General features: G+C 68.2%; 21 protein-coding genes. 2 read left to right on the top strand and 19 right to left on the bottom strand.

Annotated elements, in window-relative coordinates; genetic code table 11:
• Positions 1-173: 173 nt before the first annotated feature.
• A complete protein-coding gene (locus ACWCO2_RS05375; protein WP_450126477.1) occupies positions 174-1,964 on the top strand; it encodes a sigma-54-dependent Fis family transcriptional regulator in 1,791 nt (596 codons plus the stop codon).
• Between the two features lie 303 nt (positions 1,965-2,267).
• Here ACWCO2_RS05375 and ACWCO2_RS05370 read toward each other — a convergent pair whose 3' ends face one another.
• Both ACWCO2_RS05370 and glmS read right to left on the bottom strand, forming a co-directional pair.
• Complete coding sequence (locus tag ACWCO2_RS05370; protein ID WP_450126476.1) at positions 2,268-3,782, bottom strand: NAD(P)H-hydrate dehydratase; 1,515 nt, start codon at positions 3,780-3,782, stop codon at positions 2,268-2,270.
• A 290-nt stretch (positions 3,783-4,072) separates the two neighbouring features.
• Positions 4,073-5,935 (bottom strand): glutamine--fructose-6-phosphate transaminase (isomerizing), encoded by a 1,863-nt coding sequence (gene glmS / locus ACWCO2_RS05365; protein ID WP_450126475.1) that lies wholly within the window; start codon positions 5,933-5,935, stop codon positions 4,073-4,075.
• Positions 5,936-6,051: 116 nt separating this feature from the next.
• Here glmS and ACWCO2_RS05360 point away from each other — a divergent pair, with 116 nt between their 5' ends.
• On the top strand, positions 6,052-6,888 hold the full coding sequence (locus ACWCO2_RS05360; RefSeq protein WP_450126474.1) for a dienelactone hydrolase family protein: 837 nt from the start codon (positions 6,052-6,054) through the stop codon (positions 6,886-6,888).
• A 45-nt stretch (positions 6,889-6,933) separates the two neighbouring features.
• On the opposite strand, the gene ACWCO2_RS05355 is transcribed toward ACWCO2_RS05360, so the two are convergent.
• The 17 genes from ACWCO2_RS05355 to ACWCO2_RS05275 form a co-directional block, all read right to left on the bottom strand.
• A complete protein-coding gene (locus ACWCO2_RS05355; RefSeq protein WP_450126473.1) occupies positions 6,934-7,680 on the bottom strand; it encodes a hypothetical protein in 747 nt (248 codons plus the stop codon).
• Positions 7,681-7,726: 46 nt separating this feature from the next.
• Positions 7,727-8,509, bottom strand: coding sequence for a hypothetical protein (locus ACWCO2_RS05350; RefSeq protein ID WP_450126472.1), 783 nt, complete (start codon positions 8,507-8,509; stop codon positions 7,727-7,729).
• An 85-nt stretch (positions 8,510-8,594) separates the two neighbouring features.
• Positions 8,595-9,188, bottom strand: a complete 594-nt coding sequence (locus ACWCO2_RS05345; RefSeq protein ID WP_450126471.1) for a hypothetical protein — start codon at positions 9,186-9,188, stop codon at positions 8,595-8,597.
• 34 nt (positions 9,189-9,222) lie between these two features.
• The gene (locus ACWCO2_RS05340; protein WP_450126470.1) at positions 9,223-11,847 is read right to left on the bottom strand and encodes a WXG100 family type VII secretion target; all 2,625 of its coding nucleotides are present in this window, start codon (positions 11,845-11,847) and stop codon (positions 9,223-9,225) included.
• Positions 11,847-12,158: a hypothetical protein gene (locus tag ACWCO2_RS05335; protein ID WP_450126469.1), complete on the bottom strand. Its 312-nt coding sequence runs from the start codon at positions 12,156-12,158 to the stop codon at positions 11,847-11,849. The genes ACWCO2_RS05340 and ACWCO2_RS05335 overlap by 1 nt, the downstream gene beginning before the upstream one ends.
• Before the next feature lie 160 nt (positions 12,159-12,318).
• Positions 12,319-12,615 carry a hypothetical protein gene (locus ACWCO2_RS05330; protein WP_450126468.1) on the bottom strand — a complete coding sequence of 99 codons (297 nt, stop codon included), beginning with the start codon at positions 12,613-12,615 and terminating at the stop codon, positions 12,319-12,321.
• Between the two features lie 51 nt (positions 12,616-12,666).
• Positions 12,667-12,924, bottom strand: coding sequence for a hypothetical protein (locus ACWCO2_RS05325; RefSeq protein WP_450126467.1), 258 nt, complete (start codon positions 12,922-12,924; stop codon positions 12,667-12,669).
• 19 nt (positions 12,925-12,943) lie between these two features.
• Complete coding sequence (locus ACWCO2_RS05320; RefSeq protein WP_450126466.1) at positions 12,944-13,105, bottom strand: hypothetical protein; 162 nt, start codon at positions 13,103-13,105, stop codon at positions 12,944-12,946.
• A gap of 155 nt (positions 13,106-13,260) precedes the next feature.
• The gene (locus tag ACWCO2_RS05315; protein WP_450126465.1) at positions 13,261-13,398 is read right to left on the bottom strand and encodes a hypothetical protein; all 138 of its coding nucleotides are present in this window, start codon (positions 13,396-13,398) and stop codon (positions 13,261-13,263) included.
• Between the two features lie 7 nt (positions 13,399-13,405).
• Positions 13,406-13,564, bottom strand: a complete 159-nt coding sequence (locus tag ACWCO2_RS05310) for a hypothetical protein (RefSeq protein ID WP_450126464.1) — start codon at positions 13,562-13,564, stop codon at positions 13,406-13,408.
• A 51-nt stretch (positions 13,565-13,615) separates the two neighbouring features.
• Positions 13,616-14,950 (bottom strand): phosphoglucosamine mutase, encoded by a 1,335-nt coding sequence (gene glmM, locus ACWCO2_RS05305; RefSeq protein WP_450126665.1) that lies wholly within the window; start codon positions 14,948-14,950, stop codon positions 13,616-13,618.
• Between the two features lie 201 nt (positions 14,951-15,151).
• Positions 15,152-15,718, bottom strand: coding sequence for a 30S ribosomal protein S9 (gene rpsI / locus ACWCO2_RS05300; RefSeq protein ID WP_450126463.1), 567 nt, complete (start codon positions 15,716-15,718; stop codon positions 15,152-15,154).
• A complete protein-coding gene (gene rplM, locus ACWCO2_RS05295) occupies positions 15,715-16,161 on the bottom strand; it encodes a 50S ribosomal protein L13 (protein ID WP_450126462.1) in 447 nt (148 codons plus the stop codon). The genes rpsI and rplM overlap by 4 nt, the downstream gene beginning before the upstream one ends.
• A 357-nt stretch (positions 16,162-16,518) precedes the next feature.
• Positions 16,519-16,809, bottom strand: a complete 291-nt coding sequence (locus ACWCO2_RS05290; protein WP_450126461.1) for a WXG100 family type VII secretion target — start codon at positions 16,807-16,809, stop codon at positions 16,519-16,521.
• Positions 16,810-16,864: 55 nt separating this feature from the next.
• On the bottom strand, positions 16,865-17,176 hold the full coding sequence (locus ACWCO2_RS05285; protein WP_450126460.1) for a WXG100 family type VII secretion target: 312 nt from the start codon (positions 17,174-17,176) through the stop codon (positions 16,865-16,867).
• A gap of 138 nt (positions 17,177-17,314) precedes the next feature.
• Complete coding sequence (locus ACWCO2_RS05280; RefSeq protein ID WP_450126459.1) at positions 17,315-17,665, bottom strand: hypothetical protein; 351 nt, start codon at positions 17,663-17,665, stop codon at positions 17,315-17,317.
• A gap of 95 nt (positions 17,666-17,760) precedes the next feature.
• Positions 17,761-19,539 (bottom strand): type VII secretion-associated protein, encoded by a 1,779-nt coding sequence (locus tag ACWCO2_RS05275; RefSeq protein WP_450126458.1) that lies wholly within the window; start codon positions 19,537-19,539, stop codon positions 17,761-17,763.
• Between the last annotated feature and the right edge of the window lie 293 nt (positions 19,540-19,832).

Below are 19,832 nucleotides of genomic sequence, written 5' to 3'. Positions count from 1 at the left end.
TTGAAACTGGGGCGTCGCCGCTAGGCAAGCCAACAACGAAGGCGAGTGTGTTGCGTATCTCGTGTAACTTCTGTCTCAATGTGAGACCGCGGGGTTTTCCGTGGACCGTCACGATTGCTCCGCTCGGTTGACGCAGCGCAGTGCCCGAGCGCGTGGACATCAAAGGAGACGGTGTGACGACGCGAGGAGACTGGCCCGACTCGCAGCGGATGAGTGAGCTGCGGGAGATGTTCCTGTCGCAGCCCGTATCTGGGCCGCCCGGCGTGCGGAAGATCATCTCCGCGTCCTGGTGGCGCGCGCTCGAGCACCAGGTCAACGCCGAGGAGCCGGCCCCGGCGTTCGTCGCTGACCGCGATGTGGAGAGCCTCCTGGTTCGCAGCGCCAAGCCCATCTTGGACCACCTGACCACCGAACTGGCCGCCCACCCGGTCGCCATCCTGCTCACCGATGCCAACGGGCTGGTCGTCAACCGCTCCAGCCCAGACCGCGCCCTCGAATCCGGGTTGGACCGGATCTCACTCGCACCCGGCTTCAGCTACACCGAGGAGTCCGTGGGAACCAACGGGATCGGCACGACACTCGAGTGCCAACAGCCGGTCCTCGTGTCAGGTTTCGAGCATTTCAACGGCTCGCTGGCGGACTTCGAATGCGCCGGGGCGCCGATCTACCACCCGATACGCAGGAACCTGGTCGGGGTGCTCGACCTGACGTCCTGGACGGGAGCCCCGGGCCCGCTGCTGCTCACGCTGGCACGTCGGATGGCCAAACAGATCGAAGACGCGATGCTCGCCGGCGCCGGCGCCCGCGAACTGGCGCTTTTCCGCGAGTACCTCGCCTCCTCTCAGCGCGGATCGGGCGCGATCCTGGCCGTCAACGAGGACGTTGTGATGATCAACAACCACGCCCAGGAGTTCTACGACGCGGCCGACCGGGCTGCGCTCATCACCCACACGGTCGACGCGGCCGGCTCGTCCAAACCGGTCACGATCGTGGCCGACCTTCCCTCGGGTGTCGTCGCACGGTTGGAGTACCGGCCGGTGTACAGCGGCTCCGTGCTCGCGGGTGGAGTGTTCCGGGTGAAGAACCACGCCGCTTCCCGGCGAACCATCGGACACGCGGAGCTGCACCTGCCAGGGGTGGCAGGTACCAGCCCGGCCTGGCGACAGGCGTGCTCCGCCGCGCAGGCGAGCCTCACCGGTCGGAACTGGCTGTTGTTAACCGGCGAGCGCGGCACCGGGAAAGCGGCATTGGCGCAGGCGGTCGCCCGGCGCCACGCCCCCAACAGCAGCCTGATCGTGCGGGACTGCGAGAGCGTCGACGACTGCGCGGCATGGGTGATCGCCCTTACCGAGGATGTGGCCGGAGGCATCGCACCGGCCGTAGTCCTTCGCCATGCCGACGCCCTCGGCGCCGAAGGCATTCGGCACCTCGCCGATCTGTTCACGACCTGGCAGGCGGCTCCCCCGCTGGAAGCTCCGGTGTGGGTCGCTGTCACGCTCAGCGACCGACCGCAAGACCCGGACGCCGCCGGCTGGCTGATGCCATTCTTCGCGCACACCGTTGAGGTGCCCCCGCTGCGGCACCGGAGCGACGACCTGCGTCACCTGGTACCGCACCTGCTGGCCCGCCACGCGAAGGGCCGGGACCTGGCGCCGTCCGACGCGTGCTTGCGGCAGCTCATGCGCCTGCCCTGGCCTGGCAACGTCCGCCAGCTGAACAGTGTCCTGACCGAGGTCTCGCGACGGCAGTGCTCAGGCACGATCGAGGCCACTGACCTCCCCGCGGAATGCCGAACCATCGCCCGGCGCCAGCTCACCCAGCTGGAGTCGATCGAACGCGACGCCATCGTCCACAGCCTCGCCACCCATGAGGGCAACAAAGAACGAGCCGCGGCCGACCTCGGCATGTCCCGCGCCACGATCTACCGCAAGATCCGCGCCTTCGGTATCCTGCCGAGCCACTGATGGCACCGGGCACCAACACAACCTGACCAGCAACCACCAAACCAGGTCCGGCCCACGTCGATCCCCGCACCAAGCCCGGATTCCCCGCCGTTCAGTTCGGCGTGATGATGACCTTGCGGGCCTCGTTCGCGGCGACGTTTTCGAACACGTCGTAGGCCGCCTCGATGTCGTCGAACGCGAACCGGTGGGTTCCCATCCTGTTCCTACGGGATGCGCCCGCTGCGACCGCCGGCCTGGTCGGCTGACCTCTGCCTGGGGCACTCCCCACCCCGTCCTCCGTGCATCCCGCTCAGGTTCCGGCCGTCAGCCCAGGGCGGCTCGGCGGACCTCGCGGATCGCCATCGGGACCGACTCGAGCAGGGCGGACGCTCCGATCGGGGCGCCGACTGCGGCCGGGTCGTCGGATGCGCCGTGCGCGGCGAGGTCAGCGGCCAGGGAGTGCACGTGGGCGGCGTAACCGCAGGCCAGCCAGGGTTCCACGCCGCTGGCCAGGAGCGCTCCGATCAGGCCGGTCAGGACGTCGCCGGAGCCGGCGGTGGCGGGCCAGGAGTGCTGCGCGTCGTTGACCAGCACCCGGCCGTCCGGAGCGGCGACGATCGTCGTGTTGCCCTTGAGCAGCACCACGGCGTCGAAGCGCGCGGCGACTTCCCGCGCTGCCTCGACCCGGTCCGCGCCCAGCTCGTGCCCAGCGAGCCGCGCGAACTCACCGGCGTGCGGCGTCAGGACCAGCGGGGTGTCGGGGTCGCGGGCGTCCCAGAGCGTCGGGTCGTTGGCGAACAGGGTGATCGAGTCGGCGTCGGCGCACACCGGCCGCCCGGATTCCAGGACGTGCTGCAGGACGTCGCGCCCGCTGGCGCCGAGGCCGATCCCCGGGCCGACGGCCCACGCCTGCACGTTTCCGGCATCGCGGACCGACCCGGTCGCCACCACCTCCGGCCAGCGCGAACGCACCACGTCGGCGGCCGGACCGGCGTAGCGGACCATGCCCGCGGTGGCCTGCACCGCGGCCCCGCTGGCCAGCACCGCAGCACCGGGATAGGTCGCCGAACCGGCGGCAACGCCGATCACGCCCTGGGTGTACTTGTCGTCAGTCGGCCCCGGAACCGGCCAAGCCGCACCGATCTCGGCCGGTCGCAGCACGTAGAGCTCGGGTTCCGGCAGGTAGTCGTCGAGCCCGATGTCGACGACCTCGAGCTCACCCGAGCGCACCGCGCCCGCGCCCAGCACGTGGCAGGGCTTTCGGCCGCCGAAGGTCACCGTCAGATCCGCCGACACAGCCGGTCCGTCGACGGCCCCGGTCATCGGGTCGACGCCGCTGGGCAGGTCGACGGCGATCATCGGCACCTCCACCCGCCGAACGAGCTCGGCCGCCGTCGGCCGCAGCGACCCGCGTGCGGACAACCCGACGATCCCGTCGATCGCCACGTCGGCCCGCTCAACGGCGTCCGCCGCATCGGCACCGATTCCTGAGGTGTCCGGGCTCGGACCTTCAGCCGACACCGCCCGGCCACCCGCACGCCGCAGCGCAGCGAGTCCAGCGGCGTGCGCCTTCTCCGGTGCGAGCAGCACGGCGGTGACGCCGACTCCGCGGCGGCGCAGGAAGGCTCCCGCCCACAGCGCATCGCCGCCGTTGTTCCCGGCCCCGACCAGCAGTGCAACGCGTCGACCGGAGACTCCGCCGGTGACGTCGGTGAGCACGCGCGCGGTGTGGACGGCGACCGCGTAGGCGGCGCGGCGCATCACGACCGGTTCCGGCGTCTTGGCGAACAACTGCTGTTCAGCCGCGCGGATCTGGTCCGGGGTCCAAACTCCGTGCATCGCGTCCTCCCACATCACCGCACGACGATTGCGCACAGTCTGCCCGTCACCCCGCCAACGACGAACAACCCCACTCCTCCTGGGCATTTCACCCGCCGGTTCCGCCGCGACCACTCCAGACCACAGTTTCGATTAAAACTGTGGTCCTCTGGCGTGTCGGGCGCCCGACACGCCAGAGGGCGTGGACAGGTTCCAGGTCCTGTGGACAACTTCCGCAATTCAATGGAAATTGGACGTCCAATTTCCATTGAATTTGCGTCCCCACGTGACGAGGGACGCACGAATGCGAATCACTCGACGGTGACGGACTTCGCGAGGTTTCGGGGCTTGTCGACGTCGTAGCCGCGGGCCCGGGCGATCTCCGCCGCCAGGACCTGGAGCGGGATCGTGGAGACCAGCGGCTGCAGCAGGGTCGGGACCGCCGGGATGGTGATCAGCTCGTCGGCGAACGGCCGCACCGTCTCGTCGCCCTCTTCGGCGATCACGATGGTGCGGGCGCCGCGGGCCTGGATCTCGCGGATGTTGGACACCATCTTCTGGTGCAGCAGGGACCGGCCGGTCGGCGACGGCATCACCACGACCACCGGCAGGCCCTCCTCGATCAGCGCGATCGGACCGTGCTTGAGCTCACCCGCCGCGAAGCCCTCGGCGTGCATGTAGGCGAGCTCCTTGAGCTTGAGCGCACCCTCCAGCGCCACCGGGTAGCCGACGTGGCGGCCCAGGAACAGCACCGCCTTCGAGTTGGCCATCTCCTGACCGAGCTTGCGCACCTGGTCCACGGTGGAAAGCGTGCGGCGCACCGCGTCGGGCATCGACGCCAGCTCGGAGTACTCGCGCGCCACCTCGTCGGAGTACTTCGTGCCGCGCGCCTGCGCCAGAGCCAGGCCCACCAGGTAGTTCGCCGCGACCTGCGCCAGGAACGTCTTGGTGGCCGCGACGCCGATCTCCGGGCCGGCGTGGGTGTAGAGCACCGCGTCGGACTCGCGCGGGATCTGCGCGCCGTTGGTGTTGCAGATCGCCAGCACGCGCGCCCGCTGGGTGCGGGCGTGGCGCACCGCTTCCAGGGTGTCGGCGGTCTCGCCGGACTGGGAGATCGCCACCACCAGGGTGTCGCGGCCCAGCACCGGGTCGCGGTAGCGGAACTCGCTGGCCAGCTCGACCTCGACCGGCACCCGGCACCAGTGCTCGATGGCGTATTTGGCGAGCAGCCCGGAGTGGTAGGCGGTGCCGCAGGCGACGACGAAGACCTTGTCCACGTCGCGCAGGTCCTGCTCGGTCAGCCGCAGCTCGTCGAGCACGATGCTGCCGTTGGTGAAGTGCCCGCGCAGCGTGTTCTCGAGGGCCTCGGGCTGCTCCTCGATCTCCTTGAGCATGAAGTAGTCGTGGCCGCCCTTCTCGGCGGCCGAGAGGTCCCAGTCCACGCTGAACGGCTTGGTCTCGACGTCGACGTCGTCGAAGTCGGTCACCCGGTAGCCGTCGCGGGTGATGGTGACCACCTGGTCCTGGCCGAGCTCCACCGCGTCGCGGGTGTGCTCGATGAACGCCGCGACGTCCGAGGCCAGGAAGTGCTCGCCCTCACCAACGCCGACGACCAGCGGCGACGAACGACGCGCCGCGACGACCTTGTCCGGCTCAGCGGCGTGCGTCACGACCAGCGTGAAGGCGCCCTCCAGGCGACGCGCGACCGCGCAGACGCTGGCGCTGAGGTCACCGGCGGTCGGTCCGCTGGTGTAGGCCGCGGCGACCAGGTGCGCCGCGGTCTCGGTGTCAGTGTCGCTGGCCATCTCGATGCCAGCGGCTTCCAGCTCGCCGCGCAGCGCGGCGAAGTTCTCGATGATGCCGTTGTGCACCACCGCCACCTGTCCGCTGGCGTCGCGGTGCGGGTGGGCGTTGCGGTCGGTCGGCGCGCCGTGCGTCGCCCACCGGGTGTGACCCATGCCGCTGTGCCCGGCGAACCGGTCGCCGTCGACTTCGGCTAGCCGCTTCTCCAGGTTCGACAGCGCGCCGGCAGCGCGCTCCACGGCGAGGCCGCCCGCACCGTCGAGCAGTGCCACGCCCGCCGAGTCGTAGCCCCGGTACTCGAGCCGCCGGAGCCCGTTGAGCACCACGTCAAGCGCCTGGCGATGTCCTACGTAACCAACAATGCCGCACACTCGAGCCAGCGTAGCTAGTCCATATGGTCTGAACCTGTCCGAGTCGGTCTGCCGGGGGATCCCCGTGCGTGGCGGCTACCGCGTGCGCACGCGCGGGTCCGCTACCGTTGCTGACCATGGCCCGCACTGCCAAGAAGGCCCCGCCCGCGAAGAACGCGTTCGAAGAGCTGTCCCGCCGCGGACCGCACGACGTGCTGCACGGTGATCTGGCCCTCGTCGGCCTGCCGGGCATCGTCTGCACCCCGCGCAGCGGCCTGGGACTGCCCGCGATCGCGTTCGGTCACGGCTGGCTGCAGCCGCCGCGCCGCTACCTGGGCCTGCTCCGGCACCTCGCCTCGTGGGGCTTCGTGGTCGCCGCCCCGGCGACCCAGCGCGGGGTGCTCGCCTCGCACCGGATGTTCGCCACCGACTTGCGCACCGCGCTGGACGTCTGCGTCGGGGTCCGGCTCGGCGAAGGCGAGATCAGCGTCGACGAGAAGAAGTTGGGTGTCGCTGGTCATGCGATGGGCGGCGGGTGCGCGGTCCTGGCTGCGGCCGAGGACGAGCGGATCCGCGCGGTCGCGACGATGGCCGCTGCGGAGACCCACCCGTCGGCGTTCGAGGCCGCCGCTCAGGTCAAGGTCCCCGGTCTGCACATCGCGGCGGGCAACGACCTGCTGGCTCCGGCGGTGTCCAACGCCGAGCCGATCTCCCAGGCCTGGGGCGGTCCGGTGCAGCTGCGCAACGTGCGGAAGGCCAGCCACCTCGGCTTCACCGAGGGCAAGCACTGGACCCAGCTAGTGCTGCACGGCAAGTCCGAGTACGCGACCCAGCGGTCGACCAAAGCCCTGCTCACGGCCTACTTCCTGAGCACCCTGGCGGGCGACCGCCGCGGCGAAGCCCTCCTGTCCACCAGCATCAAGGGCACCCAGATCGACCAGGACCACACCCGCGGCGAGCTCACCGCTGCGTGACGGGGTCGTGAGTGTTCTGGCGCCCCAGAACGCTCACGACGCTGATCAGAACCCGGCGGCGAATTCCTCGGCGACCGCCTTGGCTGCCTTCTCGGCGTCAGCGGCCGGCATCCGCTCGTCCTCCCACGAGTAGCCCTTGTCGTAGCCGTCGTAACCGACCTGGACGACGGTGGTGCCCTTGCGGAACACCAGCAGGGCCTGCTTCACCTCTGTGCCGGTCGCCAGGAACGCCTCGTCCCACGGGCCTTCCACGTCGGTCACCTTCTCCGCGCGCGCACCGTCGGTGTTCCGGTAGGACTCGAGGGTCTCCTCGGCTTCCGCGACGGCGTCCTCGGGATCGCTGCTCACCGCCTTGGACAGGGTGATGTCCAGGTAGCGCTCGTTGTTGCCGTCCTGGCCCTTCGTCGCCCGCCACATGCAGCTCGCGAAGGTGCTTTCGTCCGAAGTGGACTGATCGATGAGGTTGCTGGTGTGCAGCTGGCGCAAGGTCGCCTCGCTGACCCAGTCGCACGGCGTGTCCGCGATCTCGCCCGAGGCCTCCTGCCCGGCGGGCTCGTTGATGATGCCGTGCCGCCAGTAGAAGTAGCCGCCAGCGATCCCACCGACGACCAGCAGGAAGATCAGGCCGAGCACGATGAGCACGATGCACCCGGCCCGGCTCTTCTTCTTCGGAGCCTGCTGCCACTGCTGGAACTGCGGCTGCTGCTGCGGAAACTGCTGCGGCTGCTGGGGAAACTGCTGGAAGCCCTGACCCTGCTGAGGCCCCCACTGAGCCGGCTGTTGCGGATGCACCAGCAGAGCTTAGACGCCCCACCCAACCCAACCACCCGCTCGCGGCTCAGAGACCCGCGGCGACCTCGGCTGCGGCATCGAGCGCGGCTTTCTCCGCTTCCGGCAGGGGCATGTTACTGCCGCCGAAGAAACCCTTGTCCCAGCCGCTGTAAAAGACCTCCGCGGTCTTGGCGCCCTTACGCATGTAGACCTCGGCGTGACCAAATCGTCCGCTCAAGACGATGAAAGCCTCGTCACCAAGCCCACTGATCGGTTTCACCTCACCACCTACCTGTTCCCGGCGCCGCTCGATCACCTCCTTCGATTCGGCCAAGGCCTCGGACATCGTGGGATACAGCAGCTCGTTGCGCGAAGGGTCGCTGACATCGACCGAGAGCATCCGTTCGTTGGTGCCGTCACGCCCCTTCGTCGGTTCCCACGAACAGCTGAAGCTACCGGCGTCGGGCAGGCTGGAACTCGTAGCCGGGTCGGGGTTCGTGACGTGCAGACGCTGCAGCGTCTCGTCGCTGACCAGGTCGCACTCCGCTGCCAGGGTCGCGTTCGACGGTGATGTTCCAACCGGATCCGTGTACTTCAAATACCGCATCAGGAGATAACCGCCACCGGCGAGCAAAACCAACGCCCCGGCGCAGATGCTCAGGACCAACCAGAGGCGGCCGCGTCGTTTTCGCGGCGGCTGCTGGGGAAACTGCGGATACCCGGGCTGCGCCTGCGGATATGGCTGTTGCGCCTGCGGAAACCCCTGCTGCGGATACGGCTGTTGGATCGGCTGCTGAGGAAACTGGCCGCCAGGCGGAGTCCCCCAAGAGCCCGGCTGCTGAGGATGCACGAGCAGAGCGTAACGAACCAAACCGCCAAGCTTTGGCTGAACAACGTGAAAAGAGGGGCGCGATGTGCACCGCGCCCCTCTTTCCTCACCTCAGCCAGCTCTGGTTCTCGAAGTCGTCGTCATCGTCGAAGGACGGCTGACGACGCGATCGGGGCTCCGGTTTCGGCGCTGGTGGCGGGGTCGGAGCCGCAGCCGGTGGCGGGGTCGGCTGCGGGTTCTGACGACCGAACCGTCCAGCTTGGACGTTCCAGCCGCTGTTCTGCTCCGGCGCAGCCTGCGGTGTTGCCGCAGGCTGCACAGCGCGATCGGCGTGCACCGGCTGACCAGATGCCGACTGCGCTGTTGTCTTTGCTGCTTCATCAGCACGCTTCTGCTGCGTGTACAGCTGTTGCGAGAAGCGCTCGACCTCGGGGTCGGCGTCTTCGACCTCCGGTTCCTCACCGACCGAGATCTCCGAGAGCCCGCTCTTCGAGTCAAGGCTGCGCAGATGCGCGGCGCGCTCCCGAACGCGCTCCACGAGCTTCTGCGCCTTCTCGGAAGCCTCCTTGGCGCCCTTTTCGCCCTCCTTGGCGGATTCTCGCCAGGATTGCTCGATCGCATCGGCTCGCGTCGCGTGCTGCCTGGTCAGGCCTTCCATCGAGTTCCGGAAAGCCTTGGCGTTGTCACTGAGGGCGGTCACCGACCCACCTCTCCGTCAGCTCTGCGTCCATGCCTCACTTCTCACGATCCTCGCCGAGCACAGACTGGAAACGGACATTGGAAGCCTGGACGCCGTCGTCGAACAGCTGCCCTTGGGTGCGCCACGGGCTGGAGTTGGAGCGCTCCTGCTCACCACCGCCCTGCTGGCCGCCGTGACCGCCGCCCATCATGCCCATGCCCCCCATCATGCCGCCGCCACCTGCGCCACCAGCAGCACCTCCGACCGCGGCACTCGGGTTCTGGCCCTGCTGGTGGGACTGCGGCGGGCCCGCGGCCGGGTCGCCGCCCATCGAGGACACACCAGTGGCCCCCTGCGGCTTGCCACCGGCGGGCGCATCACCGAACGAGGACACCCCCGTCGCGCCACCAGGGTGCTGCCCGGGGATACCTCCGCCGGGCTGCGGACCAGGGGCGTCACCACCGAAAAGCTGTCCGGAGCTGCTGCCGAACGAGTTCTGCACACCCTCGCCCATCGGGGTGAACGAGCTCATACCCGCAGCCTGCGGCGTAGTGGCCGCCGGCGTGTCCATGCCGACACCGCCCGGAGCTCCGTCGGGGTTGAAAGCAGGCATCGTGGTAACCCCACCGCCGCCAACGCCACCAGCACCGCCGCCAACGCCACCAGCACCGCTGCCGAACGACCCGTCGGCCGGGCCTGGCGCGCCCCCACCACCGGGTGCAGGACCGAATCCGCCTTCGCCGACGGGCATCGCACCAGCACCGCCCTGCCCCGGCACGCCAGGGCCGTTGTCCGGTGCGGGCATTGTGGACGCCTCCGGCATGGTCCCGGCAGGACCGCCTGGAGTGGGCATGCCGGGCGAGTCCTTGCCGAACTCGATCGTCTGGTTCATCGGTGGCTGGCCGTTGCCGTTGTCGACGCTGACCTTGATCTGGCCTTCAGGCGTGCGCTCGAGGGTGAGCGTGCGGCCGTCCTCCTCGATCACAGCCTTGCCATCCGGCCCGGCCTGAACCTGTTCCGGCCCCTGACCACCAACGCCAGGCGCTCCGCCGGGCCCGGGGACCTGGCCAGCCTGGCCGGGCAGAGTCTGCGGCGCGCCGGTTCCGGGCTGCCCCGAGCCGTCCTGCTTGCCGAAATCGACCTCGTAGGTCTTCGGCTTACCGTCCGGGCCCATCACCTCGACCTTGGTCTTGCCGTCCGGACCGGGCTCCTGAACGCTCACTGCATCCTTGCCCTCGCCGAGCGTGACCTTCTCCTGGTCGCCAGTGGAACCACCGCCGCCGCCTTCACCAGGCATTGGCATCTCCGGCGGCTTAGGCATCTCCGGCGCGTCCGGCGGCTTGGGGATCCCGCCTCCGCCGCCTTCGCCGATTCCTCCGCCGCCACCACCACCGCCACTGGTGCCACCACCACCAGCGCCGGTACCACCACCGCCGCCAGCGGTGTTTCCGCCGCCCTGATCACCGGCCGGCTTGTCGCCGTTCGGCTTGTCCCCGCCACCGTCCTTGCCACCGGGGTTCTGGAACGGGTTCTCCTCGGCCTTGGACAGCTCGTCGTTCAGCTTCTTCCAGGCCTCGTCGATGTTCTTCTTGGTCTCGTCGCAGAGCTTCGTGAAGCTCTCGCAAACCGCTTCGACGCCCTTAGCGCAGAACGACTCTCGAGTGACGTCGCGGCACTTCTCCTCGATCTGGTCCTTCACCTTGTCGGTGAGATCGCCCCAGCAACCGTCATCGATCTGCACGTCCCAGATCGCGCACGCCTGCTTCAGGATCATGTCGTCTTCGGTGCCGTTGCCGACCTGGATGGTGATGTCCCAGTCCGACTTCGCCTTCCCCGCGATCTGGTAGACCTGCTCGTTGTAGCCCAGCACCGCCTCGGCCTTTGCGCGGATCATCTCCGCGACCGCCTTGACGGTGTCCTCCGTCATTGACGCCGCGTCGCTGACGGTGGCGATGACCCGCTCCTGCGCGGTGGGCGTGAACTTGGCCGAGAAGAAGTCCTGAGAAGCGTCCGATGCCGCGCCGGTCCAGCTCTTCCACAGACCGCTCATCTTGTCGGACATGGTCTGCATCGACTCACGCATGCCCTTCTCGGCAGCTTTGAGGTCGTCGATGTTCTTGGCGAACTTGTCGAAGTTCAGCTCGCGCTGCTCGTCATAGCGCTTCTTGATCTCGTCGAGCTCCGGGACCAGCTGCGGAGCGTTCTTGTAACTCTGGATCTTCTTATAGAGCGGAAGCCAGGTGTCGAAGAACTTCATCCCCGGGTTTCCGGCGTCGAGCAGTTCGTCGCCGGTCTTCGCGCCCGCGCCGCCGTTCTCACCGTTCTCGGCCTTGCGCTTGCTGTCCTCGAGAGTCGCCTTGCCCTTATCGACGGCCTCGTCGTTCTTCTTCCGCTTCTCGCCCGCCTCGTCAGCAGACTTCTTGGCCGTGTCGAACTTATCCCGAAGGTTTTGCTGGCGGTCGCTGGCGTTCGAAATGCCTTCGCCTAGAACCCTCCAGTACCCATCGTCGTACTTCTCGAGGTACGGCTCCACTTCGTCACGAGTACCGAAGAGACGCCAGTCATCCTCGGCCCCATACGCGAGCGCCAAGTCGCGCTTCTGGTCGTCCGGGACTTCCGGGTCATCAAGGACCTTCTTGATGTCCTTCCACTCCGGCAGCGGCTTTTCGTCGTCAGCCATCAGTTACCCCCAGAAGACTTGACAGTCTCCGCCGCGTCAGCGTCGGACCAGTCGTAGCCGGCGCCGGTCTTCTCCAGCTTCTCGGCGAAGTCGTCCATGGCATCGGCCATGCTGGCCACGCACTTGCCGATCTTGTTCATGGCTTCCTGGTACGGGCCGAAGTTTCCCGTGTGCGCCTTGCCGAAGTCGGCTTGCCCCATGCCCATGTCGCCGATCTTCTTGCTGTGGTCGTCGCGGACCGGGTCCGCAGCCCCCCTGATACTGCCCGCAGCGGATGTGAATTCACCCGCGTTCGCCCCGAACCCGGACAACCTGCACCCCTCTCGTCACTAATGCCGTCCATCTCCCGGACGGCGACGTCGGCAATCGATTCGACGCCCATCAAGACCATCTAGTTCCTCATCTTGACAGGTCTGACTGTGCGAAATGCCGGAAAGCGACAAGGTGCTTGCATCCGCGAAGAGACCCCGCTTACTGCGGCGGGTACGGCCCCTGCGGGGGTTGGCCGAAGCCCTGCTGCGGGGGTTGCTGCTGGAAGCCCTGCTGCTGGAAGCCCTGCTGGGGCGGGTACTGCTGGGGGTGCGGCATCTGCGGCGGTTGACCGTAGCCCTGCTGGGGTGGATATCCCTGCTGAGGCGGGTAGCCGAACTGCCGCAGGTGCTGCATCGACCGCTTCCGACGGCTGCGCGGGATCACGATCGCCGCGACCACCCCTCCGACGACCAGCAAGAAGAGCAGGATGACGATCAGTTCCCAACCACCTGGCATGCGTTTGATGTTGCCAGAAGGCCCAACCCCGGATCCGCGGAACTCGTCAGATCACTGCGGCGGGAACGGCCCCTGCGGGGGTTGGCCGAAGCCCTGTTGCGGGGGTTGCTGCTGGAAACCTTGCTGCGGGGACTGGGGGAAGCCCTGCTGGGGCGAGTACTGCTGCGGCTGCTGGACGAAGCCCTGCTGTGGGTTGACCATCGGCTGAGACTGGGCACCGAGCTTGCTCTTGACGATCAAGAAGGCAGTCAGCGCACCCCCGCCAGCACCGAGGACCAGGCAGATCAACATTGCGATCAGAGCGGGCACAACTTCCTCCTGCGAAACGTCACTGCTGGTAGGGCCCGTAACCGAAGCTCTGCTGCGGCGATTGCGGAGGCATCGACTGCGGGAGCCGCTGCCGGGCTGATTTCTTGATCATCATGTTCGCCACGATCGCTGCAACGCCAGCACCAGCGGCCATGCTGAGGACGGCCACGATCAAGAACATGCCGTACAGCACAGGTGCCTCCCCTCTTCGAGTTCGGGCACCGAACCTATCTGAGGCAGTGCGTTCGGCGCTGGGAGGTCGATCGATTCGACTCCGCACATGCGGAAACGCCCGCGCACCTCGCCGGTTGGGCGAGCGCGGGCGGATTCGCGGGATCAGTAGCCAGCGGCGGGCAGGAAGAGGTGCAGGCCCCAGCTCTGAGCCAGGACGACGGCGAGCAGAGTCCCGACCGCCAGGACCACCAGCGGGAGGACCAGGACCATCAGGAGGTCGCCGAAGAACTGCCCTCGCACGGCGGGGTCAACTCCGCTGTCGGCGGTTCACGAACCAGGACCTGCCCTCGTGCGCTGCGTTGACGGCCTTGAGGCCGGCTATCGCGAGCGCGGAGAAGATCACGAGCCCGACGACGAGCCCGACAGCGACGAGGCCCACGAACATGGCGACAACGATGGCACCCATGTGATCACGGTCTCACAAATCTGACTGCCAAGGAGACTGAGATCACAAAGTTCACCGGATCGCGGCAACGATTTCGGCCAACCGCTCAGCGGCGGCCTGCGCGCGCTCCTCCGTTTGCGCCTCGACCATCACCCGGACCAGCTGCTCGGTGCCGGACTTGCGCAGCAGGACGCGACCGGTCTCGCCCAGGTCAGCCGAGGTCTCCGCGATCGCCGCGGTGACCTCGGGCGCCACGACCGCCGCCGCCTTGTCCGCCACGCGGACGTTGATCAGCACCTGCGGGAGCCGACGCATCACCTTGACCAGGGACGACAGCGGCGTGCCGGTGGCCGCGACGCGACCCATCAGGCGCAGCGCGGTGAGCAGGCCGTCGCCGGTGGTGGCGTGGGCGGGCAGCACGACGTGACCGGACTGCTCGCCTCCAAGGGCGAACCCACCGGCGCGCAACTCCTCCAGGACGTAGCGGTCGCCGACCGCCGTGGTGCGCAGGGACACTCCCTGCTCGCGCATCGCCAGGTGCAGGCCGAGGTTGCTCATGACCGTCGCGACCAGCGTGTCGTCGGTGAGCTCGCCCGCTTCGCGCATGGCCACCGCGAGGACCGCCATGATCTGGTCGCCGTCGACCACCGCGCCGCTGGCGTCCACCGCCAGGCAGCGGTCGGCGTCACCGTCGTGCGCCACACCCAGGTCCGCGCCGTGCTCGACCACCGCAGCCTGCAGAACGTCGAGGTGGGTGGAGCCGACGCCGTCGTTGATGTTGAGGCCGTCCGGCTCGGCGTTGATCGCCACCACGTCGGCGCCCGCGCGGCGGTAGGCCTCCGGCGCCGCGGTCGAGGCCGCGCCGTTCGCGCAGTCCACCACGATCTTCAGGCCGTTCAGCGGCTGTGGGGCGGCTTCGAGCAGGTGGTCGACGTAGCGCTGCACCGCGTCGGTGACGTCGCGGACGCGGCCGACGTGCGTGCCGGTCGGGCGCTCGACCTCCTCGTCGAGGCGCGCTTCGATCTCGTCCTCGACGGTGTCCGGCAGCTTCTGCCCACCGGCGGCGAAGAGCTTGATCCCGTTGTCGGGCATCGGGTTGTGCGAGGCGGAGATCATCACGCCGAGGTCCGCGCCGAGCTCGGCCACCAGGTGCGCCACCGCCGGGGTAGGCAGCACGCCGACCCGCAGCACGTCAGCACCGGCCGAGGTCAGGCCTGCTGTGACGGCTGCCTCGAGCATCTCGCCGCTGGCTCGTGGGTCGCGGCCGACGAGCGCCACGCGGCGCTTCGAATCGTCGCGGTCGTAGAGCACCCGGGCCGCCGCAGCTGCCACTGACATCGCCAGTTCCGGGGTCAGGTCGGCGTTGGCCAGTCCACGCACCCCGTCGGTGCCGAACAACCGAGACATCAGCAGCAAGTCCTCCTCGTACATCGGCGCGGGCCTGCCCCTCCAGAGGCATCCCGATGATCAAGTCCGCAACTTCCATTGAAATCGCACGTGTGATTTCCATGGAAGTCGCGGCACGAACCCCCTGTTAAACGACTGCGGGAGCAGTCGGTAGTCCACGTAGGACTGTCGACTGCTCCCGCAAATCGTATGAAATTCGCGTCAGCGCTTGCTGAACTGCGGCGCCTTGCGGGCCTTCTTGAGGCCGTACTTCTTGCGCTCCTTCTCCCGCGCGTCACGGGTGAGCATGCCGGCCTTCTTCAGCGCCGGGCGGTCGTCACCGTCGTAGGCGACCAGCGCACGGGCGATGGCCATGCGCAGCGCGCCGGCCTGGCCGGACGGGCCGCCGCCGCGCAGGGTGGCCAGCACGTCGAAGCCCTCGAGGCGCTCGACGGTCACCAGCGGCTCCTTGACGATCTGCTGGTGAACCTTGTTCGGGAAGTACTGCTCAAGGGTCTTGCCGTTGAGCTTGAAGCTGCCACTGCCCGGCACCAGCCGGACGCGCACCACGGCCTCCTTGCGGCGACCGACGGTCTGCACCGGGCGACCGGTCGGCACCGGGAGCGGCGCCGGAGCGGCCTCGTCGGTCTCCGCAGCCTCGTCGGCCTCGGTGGTCTCCGCAGCCTCGTCGGCCTCGGCGGTCTCCGCAGCCTCAACGGTCTCGACGGTCTCTTCGACCGTCTCCTCCGGGGCGCTCACTGCCTCTTCCTGCTGAAGTTCGTCAGTCACTTCTGGACCTTCGCCTTAATCTCGAACGGCTGCGGGTTCTGGGCCTGGTGCGGGTGCTCCGAACCGGCGTACACCTTGAGCTTCTTGCCCATGGCGCGGCCGAGCTTGTTCTTCGGCAGCATGCCCTTGATCGCCTTCTCGAGCAGCCGCTCGGGGTGCTTCTCCAGCACCTCACCGAAGGACTGCTTGCGCAGACCACCGGGGTAGCCGCTGTGCCGGTAGTGGAACGCCTGGTCCCGCTTGTTTCCGGTGAGGGCAACCTTGTCCGCATTGATGACGACGACGAAGTCGCCAGTGTCCACGTGCGGTGCGTAGGTCGGCTTGTGCTTGCCGCGCAGCAGCGTCGCGGCCTGAGTTGCCAACCGGCCGAGCACAACATCCTCGGCGTCGATCACGTGCCAGGCGCGGGTCACCTCGCCGGGCTTCGGGCTGTACGTGCGCACGGGTCTACCTCGTCGTCGTTCGCGTCGGAATCGTCAGTGCGGAGCCCGTCTCGATCACGTCGGTCGGTCCCTTTGTCGGGGAACCGGCACGTCCGTCAGCGCCGGCGCCGGGACCGTGATCCGCAGATCCGATCCTCTTGCGCGAGCTCCAGCCGCGCACCGCACAACAAAGAATGAGGGTACTTGGTGGCTTCTGGCCCGGTCAAAACGGGTCCTCGGTAGCGGGGTCGAGGACGTTGACCTGGTAGATCGCCGAGTTAAGAGTAGCAATGCCCGGAACCCACCCGCGGCGGGCCCCGGACGAAGAACGCGACCCCGGCGCAGTGCCGAGGCCGCGTGCACGCTCAGGGCGTGAGCTCAGCCACCGAAGCGGCTGGCGTTCTTCTTCTCACCGGCCTGGAAGGCCTCGTTGGCGGCGCCAACGGCCATGCCCATCTTGGCGGCGGTCTCCTGCATGTTGGCAGCTTCCTTGTCCCACTCCTGCTGAGCGGCGTGGTACTGCTGCTGCGCCTCGCCCTCCCAGGTGGAGATGAGCTTCTGGATCTTGCCCTCCAGGTCGTCCAGCTCGCCCTGGATCTTCTGGGCCGCGGACTGCAGGTCATCGGAAGCCTGCTGCAGCTCCGCGAAGTTGACGTTAATCTCGCTCATTGCGTTATCCCCTCAAGACTTCTGAAGAAAGTTGGAGTGTGCGACTGTCGAACGATCAGCCGTCGAGCATGGCGGTGATCTTCGAGATCTCCTGCGCCTGGTCCTCCTGGGTCTGCGCGTAGTCCTGACCCGAGGACTGCACGTTCTGGCCCAGCTCGTCCAGCTTCTGGATGATCTTCTTGCCGCTCTCCTGGTAGGAGTCCATCAGCTTGCGGAAGACGTCCGCAGCGGCGCCCTTCCAGTTCTGGACCGGACCCTCCAGCTGACCGTGCAGCTGCTGCAGAGCCTGCTCGACGGCGTTGCGCGCCTCGTCGATATCAGTCGAAGCCTGTGCGATCGCCTCGACGTCTGCACCAATTCCAGCCATCTCCGGATGACCCCCTTCAAACTCGCCATCAAGTTCGGATGAACCTGCGACGCAGACATTGCCACGTTCGGTTCCATGTTGTCCTGGATTTCTGCTGATCCCGTTGCTGATGTAAACGCTGATCGCGGAACGCGCAGGTCATCGCATGATTTGCGCTTGTGAAAAGTCTAGATCACTTCCATCGGACGGCGTTTGCTCTTGCGATTTCCGGGCTGTGGACGACTTCTCGGAGTCGTCGGAGTCACCTTCTGCGCGCGGATTTGCTTCGGCTAACTCGGGAACTGCGAGTCCCATCCGGTTGCGGTGCTCCAGAGCCGCCGCACGCTGGTCCCCGTCGCCGGTCGCACCGCGCTGTTCTGCGAGGTCCTCGGTGCTGCGCTGGAAATCGACGGCCCGGTGGTGCGCTTCGGCGCGAGCGCGATGCCCGCGTCCGACCGCCGCGGCAAGCTCGGTGCGGAATTTGCGGACCGATTCCGCTGCTTCATCCATGGCAATGCCTTCCCCGCTCCCGCGAGCGAATTCTCGTTCTGCACGGCGATGCGGAAGAAACGGCGGTATTCCGCCGCGGCGAATTCACCGCGGGTTCAGCCCGCCGCCAACGTTCCGACGACCTGCTCGCACGCGCGCGCCACGTCTTCCCGGTCGGCCGGTGCCCACTTGCAGCCGACGCTCACCTTGAACTGACCGCGGTAGAGCGTGTACCACTCGACGGTCGTCTCCGGCAGGGATTCCTGGTAGTACACCACCGTTCGGCCCGCGAAACTGGCGGTTGCGGTGAACTTGGAGAACGGTTTGCCCGCCGCGACGAGCTGGTCGTACTCGGTGCGCAGCATCTGCACGGCGCTGGCGCGGTCGGTTTCGGTGTTGAAGCTCATGCGGCCTTCCTCGACCGCGATCATCGATCCCTGCTGCTCGTCCTTGGGCTGGAGCAGCGTCTGGAACTTCGACGGGTCCGCGCCGCCGGCCACTTCCCAGGTGCCGGGGTACTCGAAGGAGTAGTCGAAGGCGTGCATCTGCTGCGAGGGCACGGCGGCGGTGCCGCTGTTGGTGAGCAGCAGGGCGGCGACCACCGCGATGGCGATGACGGCCGCGGCGCCGCCACCGATCAGCCAGGGCAGCTTGCTGCGCTTCGGTTTGGCCACCGGGCGCGTGGGGTCGCTGCCGCCGATGACGATGGTGCGGGCGCGGCTGAGCGAGTCGCCCGCGGTGATGCCGGGCTGCGGGGCGGGCACCGGCATGGCGCGGACCGTCTTCGTCCCGGCCCAGTCGCCGGCCGGGGCCAGGCCACCGGTGCGCTCCGGGTCGAGCCGCACCGCACGCAGCGCGCCGCGCGCGACGACGGTCTCCGGCTGGTCCAATGTGGTCGGAACCACTCCGGTGCGCTCGTGGATCAGTCGCGACATTAACGGGATCCGGCTGGATCCGCCGACGAGGAACACGCCGGCCAGCTGCTGGCGCGGCACCCGGCCCTCGCGCAGCGTGGTCAGCACCAGGTCTGCGGCGGCGCCCAGCGGGGCGGCGATCAGCGATTCGAGGTCGACGCGGGTGACGTGCGCGTCGGAGAACGGCGGGGGCATCGGCACGTCGGTGTAGGTGTGCCGGGATAGGGTTTCCTTCGCCCCGCGCACGTCCTGGCGGACCACGCGGCGGCGACGGCGGTCGGCCATCTCGCGGCCGTTGACGAGCTTGGCCCAGCCCTCGGGATCGGTGCTGGAGACGAGTTCGCCGATGTGCTCGAGCAGCGCCTGGTCGATGTCGGCGCCGCCGAAGTCCGGCCGACCGTGGGTGGCCAGGACTTGGAAGGACGCGCCCTGCTTGCGCACCACGCTGGCGTCCACGGTGCCGCCGCCGAGGTCGAGAACGGCGAGCGCGCCGCCGTCGGGAAGTCCGTGCCCGGCGGAGTGGAACACCGCGGCGGCGACCGGCTCGGGCACGAGCACGATCTCCTTGCCGAGTCCGGAGGCGGCTTGGCGCAGCTCAGCGGCGCGCACCGAGCCCCAGTCGGCGGGGTGGGTCAGGACCAGCAGGTCGACGGCCGCGCCACCGGCGAAGCGGCGGGCCTCGTTCACCGCGCGCTGCAGCACGGCGCGGATCACGTCGCCGACCTTCAGCACGGTGCTGCCCAGCAGCAGTTCGCCTTCGTCGATGCGGCGTTTCGGGTGCGGCTCGAAGCGGGCGGGGTCGACGGCGGCCTGCCGCTCGGCCTCGTGACCGACGAACAGCGTGCCGTCGGCCGCGGCGAACACCGCGGACGGGACCAGCGGTTGACCGTCGATGACCACGACCTGTGGTTCAGCGCCGCCGACCGAGACCACCGTGCATGTGCTCGACGTGCCGAAGTCGATCGAGACGTGCAGGGACACCCAGAACTCCTTCACCGTCGCCGGAGCCCCTGCCCCAGGCGACGTCGTCGTCCGACCGTCGATCGCTCGACGCGCCGACTCCCCTCGAGCACCCTAGAGCTTAAGGGTGCGAGCGCACCAACATCTGCCCCGGATCGGGCACCCACCACGAGACCCGGTCACCGCTGGTGACGGTCCCCGGAAGTCAGCTTTGCCTAATACTGCAACGGCAGTTCGATTGGTTCGTTGTGGATCATGGTTGTTGTGGTGGTTGATGTTGCTGTTGGGGAGTTGGATGGGTTGTGTGCGCGGAT

Source organism: Saccharopolyspora sp. NPDC002376, assembly GCF_053593195.1.
Note: the sequence above shows the minus strand (reverse complement) of the source record. Positions and strands in the feature narration are given on the sequence as shown.

What these genes read in the sequence shown, in the direction of transcription:
- ACWCO2_RS05360 (WP_450126474.1), top strand. Translation starts at nt 6,052, where the DNA reads ATGGCCCGCACTGCCAAGAAGGCCCCGCCCGCGAAGAACGCGTTCGAA.
- ACWCO2_RS05285 (WP_450126460.1), bottom strand. Translation starts at nt 17,176, where the DNA reads ATGGCTGGAATTGGTGCAGACGTCGAGGCGATCGCACAGGCTTCGACT.
- ACWCO2_RS05310 (WP_450126464.1), bottom strand. Translation starts at nt 13,564, where the DNA reads ATGGGTGCCATCGTTGTCGCCATGTTCGTGGGCCTCGTCGCTGTCGGG.
- ACWCO2_RS05340 (WP_450126470.1), bottom strand. Translation starts at nt 11,847, where the DNA reads ATGGCTGACGACGAAAAGCCGCTGCCGGAGTGGAAGGACATCAAGAAG.
- ACWCO2_RS05290 (WP_450126461.1), bottom strand. Translation starts at nt 16,809, where the DNA reads ATGAGCGAGATTAACGTCAACTTCGCGGAGCTGCAGCAGGCTTCCGAT.
- ACWCO2_RS05320 (WP_450126466.1), bottom strand. Translation starts at nt 13,105, where the DNA reads ATGTTCTTGATCGTGGCCGTCCTCAGCATGGCCGCTGGTGCTGGCGTT.
- ACWCO2_RS05330 (WP_450126468.1), bottom strand. Translation starts at nt 12,615, where the DNA reads ATGCCAGGTGGTTGGGAACTGATCGTCATCCTGCTCTTCTTGCTGGTC.
- glmM (WP_450126665.1), bottom strand. Translation starts at nt 14,950, where the DNA reads ATGTCTCGGTTGTTCGGCACCGACGGGGTGCGTGGACTGGCCAACGCC.
- ACWCO2_RS05370 (WP_450126476.1), bottom strand. Translation starts at nt 3,782, where the DNA reads ATGCACGGAGTTTGGACCCCGGACCAGATCCGCGCGGCTGAACAGCAG.
- ACWCO2_RS05280 (WP_450126459.1), bottom strand. Translation starts at nt 17,665, where the DNA reads ATGGATGAAGCAGCGGAATCGGTCCGCAAATTCCGCACCGAGCTTGCC.